Origin of the sequence: Actinomadura sp. 3N508 (assembly GCF_044326375.1) — a bacterium.
GTDB lineage: Bacteria > Actinomycetota > Actinomycetes > Streptosporangiales > Streptosporangiaceae > Spirillospora.
Genome location: NZ_JBIRAX010000008.1, coordinates 196,683 through 215,769, shown reverse-complemented (window position 1 = coordinate 215,769; position 19,087 = coordinate 196,683). Strand labels below are relative to the sequence as shown.

General features: G+C 71.7%; 17 protein-coding genes. 3 read left to right on the top strand and 14 right to left on the bottom strand.

Annotated elements, in window-relative coordinates; translation table 11 throughout:
- Positions 1–26: 26 nt before the first annotated feature.
- Both ACH34S_RS27460 and ACH34S_RS27455 read right to left on the bottom strand, forming a co-directional pair.
- Positions 27–671 (bottom strand): PaaI family thioesterase, encoded by a 645-nt coding sequence (locus tag ACH34S_RS27460; RefSeq protein WP_395955684.1) that lies wholly within the window; start codon positions 669–671, stop codon positions 27–29.
- Between the two features lie 125 nt (positions 672–796).
- Positions 797–1,762, bottom strand: a complete 966-nt coding sequence (locus ACH34S_RS27455) for a hypothetical protein (RefSeq protein ID WP_395955683.1) — start codon at positions 1,760–1,762, stop codon at positions 797–799.
- Between the two features lie 99 nt (positions 1,763–1,861).
- Between ACH34S_RS27455 and ACH34S_RS27450 the strand changes: the two genes are divergently transcribed.
- Positions 1,862–2,461: a DUF4870 domain-containing protein gene (locus ACH34S_RS27450; RefSeq protein WP_395955682.1), complete on the top strand. Its 600-nt coding sequence runs from the start codon at positions 1,862–1,864 to the stop codon at positions 2,459–2,461.
- A 34-nt stretch (positions 2,462–2,495) separates the two neighbouring features.
- On the opposite strand, the gene ACH34S_RS27445 is transcribed toward ACH34S_RS27450, so the two are convergent.
- The 3 genes from ACH34S_RS27445 to ACH34S_RS27435 form a co-directional block, all read right to left on the bottom strand.
- Entirely contained in the window at positions 2,496–3,320 is an 825-nt protein-coding gene (locus tag ACH34S_RS27445; RefSeq protein ID WP_395955681.1) for a TIGR03619 family F420-dependent LLM class oxidoreductase, read from the bottom strand.
- A 68-nt stretch (positions 3,321–3,388) separates the two neighbouring features.
- Positions 3,389–4,162: a hypothetical protein gene (locus ACH34S_RS27440; RefSeq protein WP_395955680.1), complete on the bottom strand. Its 774-nt coding sequence runs from the start codon at positions 4,160–4,162 to the stop codon at positions 3,389–3,391.
- A gap of 108 nt (positions 4,163–4,270) precedes the next feature.
- Positions 4,271–4,954, bottom strand: a complete 684-nt coding sequence (locus ACH34S_RS27435) for a cyclase family protein (protein ID WP_395955679.1) — start codon at positions 4,952–4,954, stop codon at positions 4,271–4,273.
- A gap of 46 nt (positions 4,955–5,000) precedes the next feature.
- Between ACH34S_RS27435 and ACH34S_RS27430 the strand changes: the two genes are divergently transcribed.
- A complete protein-coding gene (locus ACH34S_RS27430) occupies positions 5,001–5,780 on the top strand; it encodes a HipA family kinase (protein ID WP_395955877.1) in 780 nt (259 codons plus the stop codon).
- A complete protein-coding gene (locus ACH34S_RS27425; protein WP_395955678.1) occupies positions 5,777–6,178 on the top strand; it encodes a DUF3037 domain-containing protein in 402 nt (133 codons plus the stop codon). Before ACH34S_RS27430 ends, ACH34S_RS27425 begins: the two co-directional genes overlap by 4 nt.
- Positions 6,179–6,255: 77 nt before the next feature.
- Here ACH34S_RS27425 and ACH34S_RS27420 read toward each other — a convergent pair whose 3' ends face one another.
- The 9 genes from ACH34S_RS27420 to dxr form a co-directional block, all read right to left on the bottom strand.
- Positions 6,256–7,164: a hypothetical protein gene (locus ACH34S_RS27420; protein ID WP_132178611.1), complete on the bottom strand. Its 909-nt coding sequence runs from the start codon at positions 7,162–7,164 to the stop codon at positions 6,256–6,258.
- A 249-nt stretch (positions 7,165–7,413) separates the two neighbouring features.
- Entirely contained in the window at positions 7,414–8,529 is a 1,116-nt protein-coding gene (locus ACH34S_RS27415; protein ID WP_395955677.1) for a helix-turn-helix domain-containing protein, read from the bottom strand.
- Positions 8,530–8,619: 90 nt separating this feature from the next.
- Positions 8,620–9,462 carry a GNAT family N-acetyltransferase gene (locus tag ACH34S_RS27410; RefSeq protein ID WP_395955876.1) on the bottom strand — a complete coding sequence of 281 codons (843 nt, stop codon included), beginning with the start codon at positions 9,460–9,462 and terminating at the stop codon, positions 8,620–8,622.
- A gap of 135 nt (positions 9,463–9,597) precedes the next feature.
- Positions 9,598–11,244, bottom strand: coding sequence for an alpha/beta hydrolase (locus ACH34S_RS27405; protein ID WP_395955676.1), 1,647 nt, complete (start codon positions 11,242–11,244; stop codon positions 9,598–9,600).
- Positions 11,245–11,422: 178 nt separating this feature from the next.
- Entirely contained in the window at positions 11,423–13,027 is a 1,605-nt protein-coding gene (locus tag ACH34S_RS27400; RefSeq protein WP_395955675.1) for an alpha/beta hydrolase, read from the bottom strand.
- 308 nt (positions 13,028–13,335) lie between these two features.
- Positions 13,336–14,997, bottom strand: coding sequence for an alpha/beta fold hydrolase (locus ACH34S_RS27395; protein ID WP_395955674.1), 1,662 nt, complete (start codon positions 14,995–14,997; stop codon positions 13,336–13,338).
- A 265-nt stretch (positions 14,998–15,262) separates the two neighbouring features.
- On the bottom strand, positions 15,263–16,453 hold the full coding sequence (ispG, locus tag ACH34S_RS27390) for a flavodoxin-dependent (E)-4-hydroxy-3-methylbut-2-enyl-diphosphate synthase (protein ID WP_395955673.1): 1,191 nt from the start codon (positions 16,451–16,453) through the stop codon (positions 15,263–15,265).
- Between the two features lie 116 nt (positions 16,454–16,569).
- The gene (locus ACH34S_RS27385) at positions 16,570–17,772 is read right to left on the bottom strand and encodes a M50 family metallopeptidase (protein ID WP_395955672.1); all 1,203 of its coding nucleotides are present in this window, start codon (positions 17,770–17,772) and stop codon (positions 16,570–16,572) included.
- 49 nt (positions 17,773–17,821) lie between these two features.
- Positions 17,822–19,057, bottom strand: a complete 1,236-nt coding sequence (dxr, locus tag ACH34S_RS27380; RefSeq protein ID WP_395955875.1) for a 1-deoxy-D-xylulose-5-phosphate reductoisomerase — start codon at positions 19,055–19,057, stop codon at positions 17,822–17,824.
- Positions 19,058–19,087: the final 30 nt, after the last annotated feature.

The window sequence follows — 19,087 nt, the reverse complement described above, 5'->3', positions numbered from 1 at the left end:
GTCCTGAACGGCGGTCGGTCCAAGTACTAGTACTGGGACGTAACGAAGTGCCGCGGCATGACGAACATCGCGCTGGCCTCTACGGTGACGCGGCCGTCCGGTGCGGCGATCGTCCCGGCCGCGTAGACCTTCCGTCCCTCGACGCGGCTCGCCTTCGCCTCGACGAGCAGCGGGACGCCGAGCGGGGTGGGGCGCCGGTAGCGCAGCTCCAGGGTCGCGGTCATCCCGGGCGTCCCGGTGGCGGCCGCGGCCATGCCGAGGACCTGGTCGAGCACCATCGCCGAGACGCCGCCGTGCGCGTACGACGGCGGACCCTCGTAGACGGCGCCGAGCGTGAACTCGCCGCGGACGATGCCGTCCGAGGTGACCTCCAGGTCGACGGGCGGGGCGACGGGGTTGAGATGTCCGGTGACGGGGTTGGCGACCTGCCGGTCCATCCGGCGCGACTCGCCGGACGCGGCCGTCCGGATATCGCCGGACGCGGCGAACGGGGGCGCGTTCCTGCGCTTCGCCGAGAGGCGCTCGGTCAGCTCCTTGACCTCGCCGGCCACCGCGGCGGCCTCGGCGGCGCCCGCGCCGGTCAGGACGGCGGCCTCGGCCAGCTCGCGCACGCGTTCGGCGAGCCCGGCCAGCGCCGCGACGTCGTCCTCCCCCAGCAGGTCTCGTTCCACCGGCGCATTCCTCCTTGCGGGGACGTCCCCCACGCCTCCCGATCAACCGACCGCGAGTCTAGGAGGTGGCCCGGAATGCCCCGGACACCGGGGTCGATTCCACGCATTTCAGGAGTCAGTACCGGTCAGGCGCCGGTCGCCGGCGCCTGGCTGGGGCGCAGGCTGCCGAGGACCTTCGTCAGCTCCGCCTTCGGCATGGCGTCCGGGACGCCCTGGTCCGACATCAGGACGAAGACCGTCGTCTTGCCGGGAGCGACGCCCGGCACCGCCACCACGTGCACGATCGCGGACGGAGCATCGCATTTCCCCTTGGCCTTGATGACGACGTCGGCCCGCACATGGACGCCCTTGTCACGTCCGACGTTCACGGTCTTCGGCGCGCTCAGCGTGACCACCGGCGCGGGAGCGCCCTCGACGTTGTAGGCGTGCGTCGCCCACTTGTTCGCCGCGTGCCGCGCGACCTGCGTCACGGTGCCTTCGATGTACTGGTTGAACCCGGCGCCGCCGCGGTCGTAGTCGGTGTCGCCGTCCTTGCACACGTCATCGCGGTACTGGGCCACGGAGCTCATCATGACCGGCTCCTTCTTGCCCGGGAGGGCCTCGAAGCCGCTGAGGGTCTCGGTGGGCAGGATCCGCCACGCCTTGGAGACGTCGTAGCTCAGCCCGTACTTGGCGCTGCTGACCGCCCGCCAGCCCTTCACCTTCGGCGGGACGGTGCTGACCGGTTCCGGCTCCGGCGAGGACGGCGAGGACGGTGGGGACGCCGAGAACCCGGCCCCGCCGGCGTCATCGCCGTCGTCCTGGCCGAGGAGCAGGAACGGAGCGAGGATCAGGCCGGCCACGCAGCCGCCGCCCATGAGGAGGCGGTACGGCCACCGCCGGTTGATGAGATGGTAGGGCCGTCGCGACCGCGCCTGGGGGCCGCCTGCGGCGGGAGACGTGGGAGGGGCGTCCTTGGACAGCGGCACGCCGGGCGCCGGGGGCGGCTGGTCGGACTCGGGCGAGTCGCCCCAGTCCTGACCCGGAAGCGGGTACGGATTCCGCCATCCCTCGTCGTCGCCGATGCCGCCGGAGCCCTTGTCGCCCTTCATATCCGGTGACCGTAGTGCACCCGCGGCCGAGATCCCCGTTTAAATAGATTCCCGCAGCTATCTCCAGGTTGCCCCTGTCAAGGAACGAAGGTAGGACCAGTGACGGACAAAGCGCCGCCGCCTCCCGATGATCTCCCGCCCGATCAGCCGCCGCCGTATCAGGGCGCGTACGGGCAGGCTCCGGGAGCAACGCCCTACGACCAGCCGCCGCCCGGGGCGCCGCCGTACGACCAGCCGCCGCCCGGCGGGGCGCCGCCCCATGACCAGCCGCCGCCGGGGGGCCACTACGACCCTCGCTGGGGCTATGGGCCTCCGGGCGTCCCGCCCGGCATGCCGCAGCAGCCTCCGCAGGAGACGACCTGGGCGATCTTCTCCTATGTCGGGATAGTGCTGATCGGCTTCCTCGCGCCGATGATCATCTACTTCGTGAAGAAGAACATCGATCCGTTCGTCCGCTTCCACGCGGCGCAGGCGCTGAACTACCAGATCACCATGCTGATCCATCTGCTCGCGGTCGCGGTGATCTGCGCGCCGCTCGCGATCGCGTTCGAGAACCCCGTGTTCCTGGTCATGCTCATCCCCCCGTACCTGGAAGCGGCGTTCGGGCAGTTCGTGTTCATCATCCTGGGCGCAATAAAGTCGGGGAAGGGCCAGTACTTCAAGTTCCCGACCTTCTTCTGCTTCCGGATGATCCGGTGACCCCGGCGGGCGGCGCGGCCGAGGCGCGACGGCCTTACAGGTAGGTGCGGGCGTACTCGTCCAGCAGCGGCAGGACGGTGTCGCGCCCGGCGGACGGCAGGCGCAGCACGACCTCCTCGATACCGAGCGTGGCGTAGTAGCCGAGCTTCTGCGGGGTGGGCTCCGTCCCGAACGGGATCACGGGCACCATCGCCCGCCCCGCCCGCTCGCAGGCCCGGCGCAGGTCGGGCAGCGCCGCGCGGACGCCGGAGCCGCCGATGGGCAGCCATCCGTCGCCGTACTCGGCGATGTGCGCGAACAGCGTGGGGCCCGGCGCGCCGCCGAGCAGCACGGGCACCCGCCCGAGCGGCTTCGGCCACGACCAGCTCGCCTCGAAGTCCACGAACTCGCCCTTGAAGGACGCCTCGTCGTCCGTCCACAGGGCGCGCATGGCCAGGACGTGCTCGCGGACCATCGCGCGCCGCCGCTGCCACGGCACGCCGTGGTCGGCGGCCTCCTCGGCGTTCCAGCCGTAGCCGATGCCGAGCGCGAACCGTCCGCCTGCGAGCCGGTCGAGCGTGGCGACGGCCTTGGCGGTGACGATCGGGTCGCGCTGCGCGGGCAGCAGGATGCCGGTGCCGAGCGTGATCCGCTCGGTGACGGCGGCCGCCGCGGCGAGGGCGACGAGCGGATCGAGCGTCCGCGCGTACTCCGCGGGCAGGCTCGTGTCCCCGGTCGGCGGCGGCGTGGCGCGGGACACCGGGATGTGGGTGTGCTCGGGGACGTAGAGGGACGCGAACCCGCGCTCCTCGGCCGCCCTGGCCAGCTCGTGCGGCTCCATGGTCAGGTCGGTCGCGAACATCGTGATTCCCAGCCGCATCGCACGGCCTCCTCCCGTCGCCCTGCACGGCCACCCTAACGGGCAACCAAGCAGATGCTAGGTAGGGGCTACGGCGGGAAGGAGCAGACGGCCACGGTCGCGTCGTCGTGGACCTTCCCTCGCGGCCACTTGACGGCCGTGGGGTCGGTGCGCTCGATCTCGCGGGTCCGCTCGATCAGCCCGGTGGGGCCGGGATCGACGGCCAGCGCGGCGAGACCGGCCCAGTCGGCGGCGCCGAAGCGGGCCGCGAGCCGGGTCGCGCCGTCGGTCATCAGGATCACGCGGTGCAGGTCGGCGACCGGCACGGTGCCCGTGATCGCCGCCTCGGCCGCGGCCGGGTCGGCGGCGGCGTAGTGGTCGCCGCCCGTGATCTCCTGGACGCCGTGCACACCGTCCAGCAGGACGGTCGAGTCCGCCAGCACCAGGTAGTCGACCACGTCGCCCCGCAGGCGCAGGGCCAGGACGGTCGCGGCCGGGGTCGTCGGCATGCGCAGATCGCAGGTCGCGCGGTGGGAGGCGGCCACGTCGGCGATCGCCCCGGCGAGGCGCGCGACCAGCGGCCGCGTCCCCGGCGTGTGCGCGCCCTCGGGCGGGCCGACCGGCGGACCCGCGGGCGGACCGCCGGACGGGCCGCCGGGCGGCCCGATGCCGTCCAGCATCCGCGCGAGCAGCCGCGTGCCGAGCGACCGCGCGTACCAGGCGGTGCCGTGGGCGCATCCGAGGTCGGTGCCGAGCGCCAGCCCGCACCCGTCGAGCACCACCACCGCCCCGGACGCCGCCGCGACGAAGTCCTCGTTCCCCCGCTCGGCGCTGCCCTGATCCGTCGCCCACGTCACCCGCACCGCGCCCCGCCCCTCAGTCGCCCGGCCACCAGTATGGGGCGGACGGCGGCGGCGAGGAACACCCGAGCCAAACCGTGACAGCCGCCGCGTGGAGGGCTCGGCCACTGCCTAGACGAGGACGGCGTGGTCGTCTACGCGGGCCACGGCGCGGACCGGGGCGCCGTCCGCGCCCGCCAGAGCGATCGGGAACAGTGACACCTCGATCGCGCAGCCCGCGTTCTGGGCGTCGAGGACGCGGCCGAGCCCGGTGAGGTTCTCGCCGATCACCGCACCGGCCCCGCACAGGACGCGATGGGCCGCCAGGGAGAAGTCCTCAGAGGCCGGGGGCGGCGTCCGGTCGACGCTCAAGGCGTCGATGGCGACCGTCCGGACACCGGCCGCGACGATCGCCTCCGCCGTCTCGACGGACGGATACGGGTGGGCGAGGTAGTCGTCGCCGCCCCAGTGCGCCGACCAGCCCGTCGCGATGAGCAGCACGACCCCCGGGGCTAGGCCGCTGGGCAGCAGCTCCGGGCCGATGGGCGTCCGTGGCGGCAGGCCGCGGGCGTCCATCACCACCGCCGGGCCGGTGAAGCGGCTCAGGGGGAGCTCGTCCAGGCGCGGCAGGGAGTCGTCGATGTGGAAGGGGGCGTCCACATGCGTTCCGGATTGTGAACCCATGTGCAGCCGCAGGACGTTCACCCCGGATTCGGCGACCGTCAGCGCCGGGACGGCCGTCACCTCCGGATCGCCCGGATACACCGGCATCCCGGTCGCGATCGGCACCGACAGATCGAGCAGTTCAACGCCCATGGTTTCGATTATCCCGAGCGCGTTCACCCGATAGCGTTGCGATGTGTTGCCACATGTGACAGCCATCCGCTACGTGACGCCGCTGCGCGAGGGCGGGTCGCTACCGGGCGTCGTCGAGGCCGACGACCTCGGCACCTACGTCATGAAGTTCCACGGTGCCGGGCAGGGCCGCAAGGCGCTGATCGCCGAGGTGATCACCGGTGAGCTGGCCCGCCGGCTCGGCTTCCGGGTGCCCGACCAGGTGCTCATCGACCTCGACCCCGCGATCGGACGGCACGAACCCGACCCCGACGTGCAGGACCTGCTGAAGGCCAGCCCCGGCTGGAACCTCGGCGTCGACTTCCTGCCCGGGTCGCTCGGGTTCGACCCGCTCGGCTGGCGCCCCGACCCCGACTTCGCGTCCCGCGTGCTGTGGTTCGACGCGTTCACCGGGAATGTGGACAGGAGCTGGCGGAACCCGAACATGCTGGTCTGGCACGGCGACGTGTGGCTGATCGACCACGGCGCGACGCTCATCTTCCACCACGCCTGGACGAACGCGACCCGGCTGTTCTCCGGCCCGTACGACGTGGACGACCACGTCCTCACCCCGTACGCGACCCGCCTGGAGGCCGCCGAGGCCGACCTCGCCCCGAAGATCACGGAGAAGCTGCTGCGCGAGGTGACCGGGCTGGTGCCCGACCGCTGGCTGGACGGCGAGCCCGGTTTCGCCGGACCGCAGGAACTGCGCGACGCCTACGTCGACATCCTGCTGCCGCGCGCCGCCAAGCCGCGCGACTGGCTGCCCGACCTGGAGACCGCCGGCCGGCAGGGCGGCGCCCGATGACCAACCTCAGGACGGCGGCCGAGCCCGCGATCTTCGAGTACGCGACGCTGCGGATCGTCCCGCGCGTCGAGCGCGGCGAGGCGATGAACGTCGGCGTGGTGGTGTACTGCCGCGCCCGCGACTACCTCGGCTGCCGCGCCCATCTGGACGAGCAGCGCCTGCTCGCCCTGGACCCGCTGCTGAACGTCGAGGGCGTCCGCGCCGCGCTCAGGGCGGTGGACGCGGTCTGCGGCGGCGGCGAGCGCGCGGGCCAGGCGGCCAATGAACCGCCCGGCACTCGGTTCCGGTGGCTGACCGCCCCGCGCAGCACAATTGTGCAGCCGGGCCCCGTTCACGCGGGCCTGACCGAAAACCCCGAAGCCGAACTGGATCGGCTGTTGAACCTGCTTGTTAAATGACGCTGAACCGAATGCGCACCCGGCTGGCTCGAAAACGAGCCGGCCGGGTGTGAACCCGGCCGGGATGCGAACAAGCGTCAATCCCACTCCCAGCGGATGCCGTGATAACCGGCGGCCATCCCGAACTCGATGAAATGGACGCTGTGGTAACTGGACAACCGCAGGTCAGCCGAATCCTTCAACGCGGTGTGGCCGTCCGGACGCCAGGTGCGATAGCAGCGGGCGGGGAGCGCGGACGGGTGGAACCTGATCTCGATCAGGTACTCGTGCTGCGGGGCGCGGAACCCGCGGCCCTCCTCGTTGGCGGGCGGGCTGGCCTCGTCGAACCCGAAGCCGTACTCCAGCAGGTAGGTCTCGCCGCGGCCGAGGGCCCGGTCGAACAGCAGCTCGGCGGCGATGAGGCCGCTGCCCTCGTCCATCCGGACGCGGCCGAACCGGCAGCCGCGGACCGTTCTGGACGTCGGTAGAACGCCCTGTGGATGGTGGTAGACGGCGATCCAGCGGTCGACGCCCCGCTGCTGCGCCTGGAACACCGCCCGGACGCGCACCTCGTGCAGCTCGCGGCGCCGGCCGATGAGGTACTGGTCGTGCATGCTGAGCCCGGTGAGCTGCCGCTCGCCGCGGTCGCCGATCTCGTCGAGCAGATCGCGGACGCCGGGCTCGGGACACAGCTCCTCCACCGGCAGCCACGGCCCGGTGGCGCGTTCGGCGGTCGGCTTCAACAGGGTCAACAGGGAATGGCGCGGCAGTTCGAGGATGACCTCGAGACCGCGGACGGCGCGCATCGAGTCGGCGCGCTCGGGCCGGGTCCGGCCACGCTGCCAGTAGCTCAGCGTCGACAGGCTGACCGCGATGCCCTGCTCGTCCAGGCGGCGGCGCAGCGAGTCGAGGCTGAGCCCGCGGGCCTGGATCGCCGCGTGCAGGGCGACATTGAACGGCCCGTACTGCAAGACCTGTAGTAGATCGTCTTCTGCGACACTCTGCACTGTTCGGCCTCCGGATCTTCTCCGGCCGGCCCCCGCACAACGGCCTTGACAACTGCAATTGCAACTTCAGCGCTCACTGTAAGCCCCCGGTGGCGCCATGCCAACAGGCAACTTTTGACGTCGCTCCCCCGGCCTGAGCCCGGGGAGTACACCCGATCGAAACGCGGGGTTCATGGAGTCTAGCTCCGTATGGCCCCCCGGTCATGTATTTCGCGGACACGTTCACAGGGTCGAACTCGGCACGCTGGATCAATGCCACTCCCATTCAATACCGACGATGCCGCGTCGAACGGCGCCGACCGCGATGTTCGCGCTGCCGGACGTGCCGATCCACAGTTCACCGAGCCGCTGGCGCGGCGACTGGGAGCTCTCGGCGGTGAAGCCGTAGCAGCGCGCCGGGAGCCGCTCACCGTCGAACTGGATGATCGCGACGTAGTCGTGGACGGGATGGGAGAACCGCCGGTCGTAGCTGTCGTAGGCGGGCTCCTCGATGGGCCCGAGCTCGTATTCGACGACGGCCGTGTCACCGGCCGATAGAACGCGGTCGAAGACGAGCTCGAACGCCACCAGCCCGCCTTCGGCGCGGATGCGCCCGGGACGGCAGTACCGCACCTCGGCGAGACCGGCCGTCCCGGTGGCGGCGGGGCCGGAGTCGAGGCCGGCGGCGCCGTCCGGCTCGTGGTCGGCGACGTTGCCGCCGCCGTTCCCGGAGAGACCGGGGTTGCCGGAGCCTCCCGGGTTCCCGGGGTTCCCCGTGAGCCCGGCCAGCTCGCCGTTGCCCACGGCCTCCGCGCCTCCGGCGTTGCCCGTGGCGAAGCCGGCGCCGCCCGCGGCGACGCCGCTGTTGCCCGGCTGCTGGACGACGCTCGTCTGGTGAACGCACACCACCCGGTCGATGTCGTCGCCCGCCGCCCGCAGGACGGTGCGCACCGACAGCGTCCAGGAGCGGTGGACCTCGTCCAGCCGGAAGACGTCGTGGATGCTCAGCCGTTCGAGCCGGTGGTCTCCCGAGCGGTCCAGCTGGCCGATGAGGCTCGCGTACTGCTCGGGGTCGGGCCACAGGTCCCGGACCGGCCGGCCGCGCTCGCCGGGCCCCGGCGCACCGGCCGTCAGGCCGCCGCGGACGGGGGTCGCGGTGGGCGCGGGATCGTCCAGCAACTCGGTCAGCGTCCCCGGCGGGACCTGCAGGATCTCTTCCAGCGCGACGACCACGGTACGGGACCGGGGACGGCTCCGGCCGCGCTGCCAGTAGCTCAGCGTGGCCACGCTGACGGTGAGTCCGCGCCGCCCGAGCCGGTGCCGTATTCGTTCCAGGGTGAGACCGCTGGCCTGGATGGCCTGCCGTAACGCCCCGGCGAATTCCACGGCCGGATGGTACCCGTCCCGGAAGCCCGATTCATAGATCAGGACATACCAGGCAGGCAATGACAAGTCGGTTGGCGAAGACGGACGGGTTCAAAACAGGATCGACATGAACGAGCCGTGCTCGGTGAAACCGACCCTCCGGTACACGGCGCGGGCCCGCGTGTTGTAGTCGTTCACGTAGAGCGACACCGTCGGCGCGACGCTCTGCAGCGCCTCCCCCACGACGGCGGCCATCCCGGCGGCCGCGCGGCCCTGCCCGCGCAGATCGGGCGGCACCCACACGCCCTGCACCTGGCAGGCCCGCGGGGTGACGGCGCCGATCTCGGCCTTGAACACGACGCGCCCGTCCTCGATGCGGGCGAACGCGCGGCCGTCGCGGATCAGCTCGGCGACGCGGGCGCGGTAGAGCACCCCGCCGTCGCCGGAGTCGGGCGAGATGCCGACCTCTTCGGTGAACATTGCCACGCAGGCCGGGTAGACGATGTCGAACTCCGCCATCCGGACTCGCCGGACGCGCGGGTCGGCCGGCACGTCCGGAACGGTGGAGGTCGCCATCACCGGCTGCTCGGCGCGGACGGCCCGCGGCGGCCCCCAGTAGGGCGCGAGGATCTCCCACAGCTCCCCGACCGGGCCGACGGGCCCGACGATCGACGAGCAGCGGCGTCCCTGCGCCTGGGCCCGCTCGGCGAACGCGCGGACGGCCTCCGGGCCCGCCGCGACCGGGATGAGGTTGGCCCCGGAATAGCACAGCGAGACGAGGCGCCCGTCCCGCAGGTAGCCCCACATCTGCGCGCCGAGGCGGCGCGGGTCGAGCCCCGCGGCGTGCACGCGCGAGCTGACGAACACGTTGGACACCGGGTCGGCGTCCAGGATCGCGAGGGCCTCCGCCCGGTGCCGGTCGTCCAGCACGCGCACCGGGATCGAACCCAGCATGCGCACGGCTACCGGCCTCCGCGGCGTTCGGCCCTCACCACTGAAAGCACCACGTGCCAAGCCTATGCCGTCCGGCGTCCGCGCACCTCCGCAGGCTCGGAGAACGCTTCATCCCGGGCCCGCGGAGGCGTCCGCTCAGCGGAGCGGCCGGGTCAGCGGGGGCGAGGCGGCGCGCTCCGCGCGGCCCGGCTTCTTGGCCTTGGCGGGCTTGGGCGCGGGCCGGGCCGTGCACTCCGCGTCCGGCCCGACCCGGCTCGCGGGCACCCGCCCGCCACCGAGGTAGGCGACGACGGCCCGGTCCACGCACGGGTCGCCTGAGAGCGCCACGCCGTGGTTGTGGCCCCGGGTCTGCACGAGCAGCCTGGACGTGGGGAACCTGCGGTGCGTCTCCAGCGCGCCCTCGTACGGGGTGGCGGCGTCCTCGGTGGCGTGGACGAGCAGGATCGGCGGCAGCGACCCCGTGCCCTGCACGCGCGGCGGCTCGCCGCCGGTCACCGGCCAGAAGGCGCACGGCGCGTTGTACCAGGTGTTGCCCCAGGTCTCGAAGCGGTAGCCGGCGCGGTAGAGGCGCTCGCTGTCGGCGTGCCAGCGGGCCCAGTCGCGCGGCCAGGACGCGTCGCGGCACTGGACGGCGTTGTAGACCGCGTAGTTGTTCTGGTCGAGCCGCCCGGGCGGCTGGAACGCCTTGCGCAGCGGGCGCGCATCGCCCTTGACGGCGTACGCGGACAGTGCCTTCGCGTGCGCGGCCCAGCTGTAGTCGGCGTAGCCGTCGGCGAGGAAGATGTCGTCCAGCTCGGACGGCCCGACCTTCCCGCCGAGGGGCTTTGCCTTGAGCCTGGCCCGCACCTTGGCGTACGCGGCGGACACCTGCCGCTCGGACCTGCCGAGCTTGTAGGTCTTGTGGTGGCGGGCGATCCAGGCGAAGTACGCGCGGATCCGCTTCTCGAACGCGACGTTCTGGTCGAGGTTGTTCTGGTACCAGACCCCGCTCGGGCGGACGACGCTGTCGAGCACCATGCGGCGGACCCGTCCGGGGAACATCGTCGCGTACACCGCGCCCAGGTAGGTGCCGTAGGAGTAGCCGACGTAGTTGAGCTTCTCCTGCTTGAGAGCCTTGCGGATCTCGTCCATGTCGCGGGCCCAGTTGGCCGTGCCCATGTGCGGGAGGACCTTCCGGTACTTCTTCGCGCAGTCGTCGGCGTACGCCTTGGCGCGTGCCGTCCAGGCGCGCTCCTCCCGCTCGTTCGCGGGGATGGTGTCGGGACGCGCGCGTCCCGGGTTCTGGTAGCTCGGGTCGCAGGTCAGCGACGGCTTGCTGGCGCCGACGCCGCGCGCGTCGAACCCGATCCAGTCGTAGGACGCGGCGACCTTCTTGGGCAGCGCCCTCTTGAAGAGGGCCGGCATGTCGCGTCCGTGCGCGCCGGGCCCGCCCCTGTTCAGCAGCACCGCGCCCTGGGACCGGGACGCGGTGTGCCGCGCGCGGGTGAGTTCGAGCGTGATCTGCTCGCCGCGCGGGCGGGCGTGGTCGAGCGGCACGCGGAGGGACGCGCACTGCAGGCCCCTGAGGCGGTTGCCCTCCACCGGGTCGTCGGCGGGGCAGGGCCTCCAGGCGAGCCCGGCGGGCGCGACGAGCCCGGCGAGCCCGGCGAGCTCGGAGAGCGCGGCGGGCCCTGGGGCGGGCCCGGCGCTCGCCGCGGCGGGTGCTCCCAGCGCCGCGATCCCGAGCGTGAGCGCGGCGGCGGCCGTCCCGGCGGCGGCCCTCGTTCCAGCGTCGTTCAGCACCCCGGTTTTCTATCGGAGGGATGCCGTGGGCAGCACGAACTCCGGTATCGCGCGATTCCTGACCGAAGGGGGACGTGTCGCGCCGAACGGCGTCCCGAAACGAATCGTGGCGTGCCCGCCGGTGCGAGACCGGGGGCACGCCACGATCCGGCGTGCTTCGGCTCAGCGGGTCAGCGTGTCACGGGCGTCCGACCGGGAGGTCCTTGCCCGCGGTGGGTCCGGCGGCCTTGGTCCGCATCGCCGTCGGGTCCGGGTCGTTCAGCTCCGGGACGGCCTTGCAGTAGGCGTCCGGGCCGCGGCGGCTCCCCGGCAGCGCACCCGTGTCGAGGTACGCGGCGACCTTGTCGTCGAGGCACGCGTTGCCGTTGAGGGTGTTGGAGTGCGTCTTGCCGCCGAGCTCGAACACCAGCCGCGAGGACGGGAAGACCTTGTGCATCTCCAGCCCGCCCTCGACCGGCGTCGCGCCGTCCTGCGTGGACTGGACGAGCAGCATGCCCGGCAGGCGCTTGTCGCCCTTCAGCCTGAGCTCCGGCCCGCCGTTGAACGGCCAGAACGCGATCGGGGCGTTGAACCAGACGTTGCTCCACGTGTTGAACCGGTAGCCCTGCTTGTAGAGCTTCACGGCGTCGTTGTGCCACTTGTTCCAGTTGCGCGGCCACTTGGCGTCGGCGGCCTGGACGGCGTTGTACACGGCGAAGCCGTTGTCGTCACCGCCCGGGTTGAGCCAGTCGAGCAGGCCCGACGGGTCGTCGTCGTTGACCCACATGGACAAGATCTGCGCGAACGGGATGTAGAAGCCCGTGTTGTAGCCGGCGGACAGGACGATGTCGTCCAGCTCGTCCGGGCCGATCTTGCCGCCGATCGGGGACTTCTTCGCCGCGGCGCGGACCTCGTAGTACTTGGCCTCGACGGCCTTGCCCGTCGTGCCGAGGTGGTAGACCGAGTCCCACTTGGCGATCCAGGCCCACCAGGACTTCATGTTGCGCTCGAACGCCTTGTCCTGTTCGAGCTGGGCGTCGTACCAGACCGTCTTCGGGTTGACGTTGCCGTCCATCACGAAGCGGTTCACGCGGCCCGGGAACAGCGTGGCGTAGGTGGCGCCCAGGTACGTGCCGTAGGAGAAGCCGTACCAGTTGATCTTCTTCTGGCCGAGCGCGGCGCGGATCGCGTCGACGTCGCGCGCGGCGTCGGTGGTGCGCATGTGCGGCAGCAGCCAGCCGAACTTCTTCGCGCAGTCGTCGGCGTACTTCTTCGACTTGGCGATCCAGACCTGCTCCTCCTTCCACGAGCCGGGGACGTAGTCCGGCCGGATCGGGTCGGAGAAGTGCGGGTCACAGCTCAGCGCGGGCTTGCTGGACCCGACGCCGCGGGGGTCGAAGCCGATGATGTCGTACTTGGCGGCGACGTCGGCGTGCCCGGTGCCGCCGATCCAGCTGGCGAGCGCGGGCGCGTACGCGAGCCCGGAGCCACCGGGGCCGCCCGGGTTGATGAACAGGGCGCCCTGGTAGTTCTTCTCGTCGGTGTGCTTGAACCGCGACACCGCGATGGAGATCTTGCGGCCGTAGGGCCGGTCGTGGTCCAGGGGGACCTCGACCTCGGCGCACTGCGCCTTGTTCATCGGGTCGTCCGGGCCGGAGACCGCGCACTTCCCCCAGTCGATGCTGCCGGTGGCCGCGACCGTGGCGGCGCTCGGCCTCCCGGTGTCGGCGGCCACGGAGACGGCGGCGCCGGTGCCGCCGACCGCCACGGCCGCAGCGGCCGTGACGAGAAGGATCCTTTTCACCTGTCCCCCTCAGATCGGCGGCTCCGGGAGCCCGGACGCGGGTGGCCGAGGGGGGCCGGACGCGGGTGGGGGGAGGCACGCCGATGCATAGCGGATGCGAACTGCGTGGAGATTCTGACGGGTATGTCGGTTATGACGGCAGGGCCCGGTCCGAGTGGATGCGGAATCGTGACAAGATCAGCGGAACTTCGTGATGTTGCGGACCGTTCCCGTGCCCGTCCGCCCAGCGTGCGAAGGCCCCGGGGGATCGCTCCCCCGGGGCCCTCACTAACGGTCGGCCGTCTGATTTCCCGGCCTTCCCGGTCGTGTCAGCGGATGATGTCCGCCTTCAGGCGCGCGGCCGTCAGCGACCCGGCGCCGGCGAACGTCTTGGCGGACGCCTGCGCCGGCGGGGTCGGGTCACCCAGCTGCGGGACGTGCACCGTCCGCTCCTTCGGACGCTCTCCCCGCAGGAAGTAGGCGTCGAAGTAGGCGTCCACCTCGGCGGAGCCGCGGTGGACGATGCAGTGCGTGCGGTCGCCGTCCTGGACGACCAGGCGCGAGCCCTTGAGCCTGCGCTGCATGTCCAGCGAGCCCGCGTACGGCGTGGCCGCGTCGTGGGTCGACTGGAACATCAGGATGTTCTCCGGCAGGTCGCGGGTGCGGCCGATGTCGACCGGCTCGCCGGCCTTGGCGCCCCAGAACAGGCAGGGCGCGTTGAACCAGGCGTTGGCCCACGTCTCGAACGGGTGCCTGCGGTTGATCCGGTCGTTGTCGCGCTGCCACTTCTTCCAGCTCAGCGGCCACTGGACGTCGGTGCATTGCACGGCGAGGTAGACGGCGTTGCCGTTGTCCGGGACGCCCCCGCTCGTCGGCCCGCCGTAGGTCAGCGCGAACGTGGCGGTGTCGCCGGCCTTGTAGGCCGCCAGCCCGGCCGCGTACCCGTGCCAGACGGCCTGGCTGCGCCGGTATCCGGCGTTGAGGATGCCGTCGGTCAGCTCGTCCGGCCCGACGGCGAGGGTCTGGCCGCTGTCGGGGTCGGTGTAGCGGACCGGGTTCTTCTTCAGCTTGGCGCGCAGGTCGTAGAAGAAGTCGCGCACCTCGCGCTGCTTCTTGCCCAGCTTGTACGTCGAGTCGTACTTGGCGATCCAGCCGAGGTAGTACTCGAAGTTCTTGTCGAACTGGACGTCCTGGTTGAGGTTGGCGTCGTACCAGACGTCGGACGGGCCGACGTTGCCGTCCAGCACCATCTTGTCGACGTTCTTCGGGTACACGGTCGCGTACGCGGAACCGAGGTAGGTGCCGTAGGACGCGCCGTACCAGTCGAGCTTGTCATTGCCCAGCGCGCGACGGATCGACTCCACGTCGTGGACCGAGTCGATGGTCTTGATGTGGTTCAGCAGGCCGATCTTGTCGTTCTTCGCGCAGCTCTCGGCGTAGGCCTTGGTGAGCTTCAGCCACGTACGGACGGACTCGCGGTCGCCGGTGCCGTAGTCGGGACGCGGGGCGTGGCCGTAGTTCGGGTCGCAGGTGAGCGCCGGGACGCTCATGCCGACGCCGCGCGGGTCGAACCCGATCACGTTGTAGGCCTCGCGCATCGGGGCGGAGTTCTGCGCGAACACGCGCGGCCCGAACAGCGCGCCGCCGCCGCCGGGACCACCCGGGTTGACGACGATGTCGCCCTTGGCCGGGCCCTTGCCGGTGTGCGGCGTCTTGGTGAGCTGCAGCGTGATCTTCTTGCCGTACGGCTTGGCGTAGTCCAGCGGAACCGACAGCTCGGCGCACTGCACGATCTTGGAGACCGGGTAGATGACGTCGTAGAGGTCGTGCACCGTCTTGACGAAGTCCGCCGGGCAGGCGTGCCAGTCGAGCGAGGCGGGGTTGTAGCCTCCTGCCGATCCGGCGGAGGGGCTCTCGGCCTGCGCGCTTGTGGCGCCCAGACCGGTGAGACCGAGGCCGGCCACCGCGGCCACGACAACGATCCTCTTCACAAATCCCCCTAACATGCCGACTCCGGTTGAGTCGGACAAACGGGTAAATGAGTGAAGATTGTGGCGTCCCGGACGGCGGCCGGACAGGCCCCATCACGAGTGGATGCGGAATCGTGACAAGATCAACGGAACTTCGTGATCAGCGAGAACGTTCCCGATCCGGACCGTCACCGAGACCTCACGCAGAACGGCGAGAGCCCCGGGTTTCCGCCCGGGGCTCTCGCCGTTCGCTCGGTCGATTTGGTTCAGGTGCGTCCGAGGCGCGTCAGGAGACGATGACGTCGGCGCCGGGGCCCGACACCGAGCCGTCCTCGGCGATCTCGATGCCCATCTCGTCGGCGATGCGCATCGCCTCCTCGATCAGCGTCTCCACGATCTGCGACTCCGGCACGGTCTTGACGACCTCGCCCTTGACGAAGATCTGCCCCTTGCCGTTGCCGGACGCGACGCCGAGGTCGGCCTCGCGGGCCTCGCCTGGGCCGTTCACCACGCAGCCCATCACCGCGACGCGCAGCGGGACGGGGAAGCCCTTCAGCCCGGCGGTCACCTGCTCGGCGAGCGTGTACACGTCGACCTGCGCCCGCCCGCACGACGGGCACGACACGATCTCCAGCCCGCGCTTGCGCAGCCCGAGCGACTCCAGGATCGCCTGGCCGACCTTGACCTCCTCGACCGGAGGCGCCGACAGCGACACCCGGATCGTGTCGCCGATCCCCTCCGCGAGCAGCGCCCCGAACGCCACCGCCGACTTGATCGTGCCCTGGAACGCCGGGCCCGCCTCGGTCACGCCGAGGTGCAGCGGGTAGTCGCAGGCGGCGGCGAGCCGCCGGTACGCGTCGATCATCACGACCGGGTCGTTGTGCTTGACCGAGATCTTGATGTCGCGGAAGCCGTGCTCCTCGAACAGCGAGCACTCCCACAGCGCCGACTCGACCAGCGCCTCTGGGGTGGCCTTGCCGTGCTTCTCCAGCAGCCGCTTGTCGAGCGAGCCGGCGTTCACCCCGATCCGGATCGGGACGCCCGCGTCGGTGGCCGCGCGGGCGATCTCGCCGATCCTGTCGTCGAACTTCTTGATGTTGCCGGGGTTCACCCGGACGGCGGCGCAGCCCGCGTCGATCGCGGCGAACACGTACTTGGGCTGGAAGTGGATGTCGGCGATGACCGGGATCGGCGACTTCTTCGCGATCGCGGGCAGCGCGTCGGCGTCGTCCTGCGACGGCACCGCCACCCGGACGATCTGGCACCCGGACGCGGTCAGCTCGGCGATCTGCTGCAGCGTCGCGTTCACGTCGGCGGTGAGGGTGGTGGTCATCGACTGCACCGAAATCGGGGCATCGCCTCCGACCGGAACGCTCCCGACCATGATCTTCCGGGACGCGCGGCGCGGCGTGCTCAGCCCCGGCGGCGGCCCGCCGTCCTCGCCTCGGACGCCCGGCATTCCCAGTGAAACGCTCATCCCTCTCCTCTGACTCGCGGCCCCGATACAAAGCCTAAGCGCCATGGGCGGCCGAGGGGACGCCGCCCGGCATCCACAGGTGTGACCGTTCAACTACTCTAGGTAAACATTTTGTGTCATTCCGGTAGCTTCAGCGGATTGAACACGTCTGCGAGGATCAGCAGCACCCCGAGCCCCACGAGCAGCAGCACGGCGAGATAGGTCAGCGGCAGCAGCCGGGTCATGTCGACCGTGCCCGGATCGGGCCGCCCGCGCTTGCGGTTGACGGCCGCACGGACCCGCTCGTAGCCGACCACCGCGAGATGCCCGCCGTCCAGCGGGAGCAGCGGCAGGACGTTCAGCGCCCCGAGGAAGATGTTCACCGACACGACCAGCGACAGGAACAGCGCGATCTTGTCGCGGGTGGAGCTCGTGTCCGAGGCGAAGATCTGGCCGGACACGTCCGTCGCGCCGACCACGCTGCCGACCTGGCCGCCGGGCGAGCTCTCCCGCTCGGGCGAGAACAGCCTCGGGACGGCCGACGGCAGGTCCACCGCGACCTCGCCGATGCCCGCCACGGTCCGGCCGAGCGCGCGCCCGGCGAACGCCGTCGCGCCGATCGGGCCCGCCCGGTCGTAGCCGCCGCCGACGACCTTCGCGGACATGCCGACGAACGGCTGCCCGTCCACGTCCGCGAGCGTGACCGGCAGCGTCATCGGCTGCGGGACGCCCGGCCGCCGCACCACAAGCCGCGCCGTCTGGCCGGGTTCGGCCTTGTCGATGGCCCTGGTGAGCCCGTCCCAGTCCGCGACGGGCGTGCCGTTGAACGAGACGACCCGGTCGCCCGCGCGCAGCCCCGCCGCGGCGGCGGGCGAGCGCGGCCGGCCCTCCTCGCACGCCGCCCGCTGCCCGGCGGGCACGCACGGCGTCACCTCGTCGACCGTGCTGGTCACGGTGCCGGACTGGGGCACCCCGACCGTCATCCCCATCACCATGAGCAGCAGGAACGCGAACACGAAGTTGACGACGACGCCCGACACGATCACGATCGCGCGGCGCCCGGCGGGCTGCCGGTAGAACGCGCGCGGGCGGTCCGCCGGATCGATCTCCTCCAGCGGCGTGTACCCGACGATCTTGACGAAGCCGCCGAGCGGGATCGCCTTCACGCCGTACTCCGTCTCGCCCCGGCGCGTCGACCACAGGGTCGGCCCGAAACCCACGAAGTACTGCGTGGCCTTCATCCCGAACCGCTTGGCGGGCAGCAGGTGGCCGCCCTCGTGGAGCATCACCGACAGCAGCAGCGCGACGACGAACGCCACCGCGCCGAGCAGGAAGGCCATCGGGTCTCCTCGGGCTCGTCCGGAGGCGGGCGAGGCGGGCCTCCGGGTCTCAGTCGGTTCCGGTCAGTTCCCGGGTCCTGGTCCGCGCCCATCGGTCGGCGGCGAGGACGCCGTCCAGCGTCAGCTCCCCGGCCGTGCCCGGGGTCTCCCCTTCCTCCGTCGCGTGCTCGTCCACGACCCGCGCGATCGTGTCGACGATCCCGAGGAACGGGAGGCGTCCCGCGCGGAACGCGTCCACACATTCCTCGTTCGCGGCGTTGTAAACGGCGGGGAACGTCCCGCCCAGCTCACCGGCCCGCCGGGCGAGGGCCACGGCAGGGAACGCCTCGTCGTCGAGCGGGAACAGCTCCCAGGTGTGCGCCTTCGTCCAGTCGAGGCCGGGCGCGGCGTCCGGGACGCGGTCCGGCCAGTCGATGCCGAGCGCGATCGGCAGCCGCATGTCCGGCGGGCTCGCCTGCGCCAGCGTGGAGCCGTCGGTGAACTCCACCATCGAGTGGATCACCGACTGCGGGTGCACCATGACCTCGATCCGGTCCATCGGGACGTCGAACAGCAGGTGCGCCTCGATGACCTCCAGGCCCTTGTTGACGAGCGTCGCGGAGTTGATCGTGACCACGGGACCCATGTCCCAGGTCGGGTGGTTCAGGGCCTCCTCGGGCGTGACGGCGGTCAGCTCGGCGCGGCTCCGGCCGCGGAACGGGCCGCCGCTCGCGGTCAGCACGAGCCGCCGCACCTCCGCGGCCCGGCCGCCGCGCAGGCACTGGGCGAGCGCCGAGTGCTCGGAGTCGACGGGGACGATCTGCCCCGGCCGCGCCCGCCCCTTGACGAGCGGGCCGCCGACGATGAGCGACTCCTTGTTGGCGAGCGCGAGCGTCCGGCCGGCGTCCAGCGCGGCGAGCGTGGAGGCGAGGCCGAGCGCGCCGGTCACCCCGTTCAGCACCACGTCGCACGGCCACGCCGCGGTCTCCGCGACGGCGTCCGGCCCGGCGACGATCTTGGGGATGGGGTAGTCGCCCGAGGCGTACCCGCGCCGCTTGGCCTCGGCGTAGAAGGCGAGCTGCAGCTCCTGCGCGGCGGACGCCTTGGCGACCGCGACGATCTCGGGCCGGAACTCCAGCGCCTGCTCGGCCAGCAGCCCGACCCGCCCGCCGCCGGCGGCGAGCCCCGCCACGCGGAACCTGCCGGGGTTGCGGCGGACGACGTCCAGGGCCTGGGTGCCGATCGAACCGGTGGAGCCGAGCACGACCAGCTCGCGGGCGGGCGCGTCGGGGTTTGACGGAGACATCACCGGTCCATTGTGTGCCATCCCGGCCCG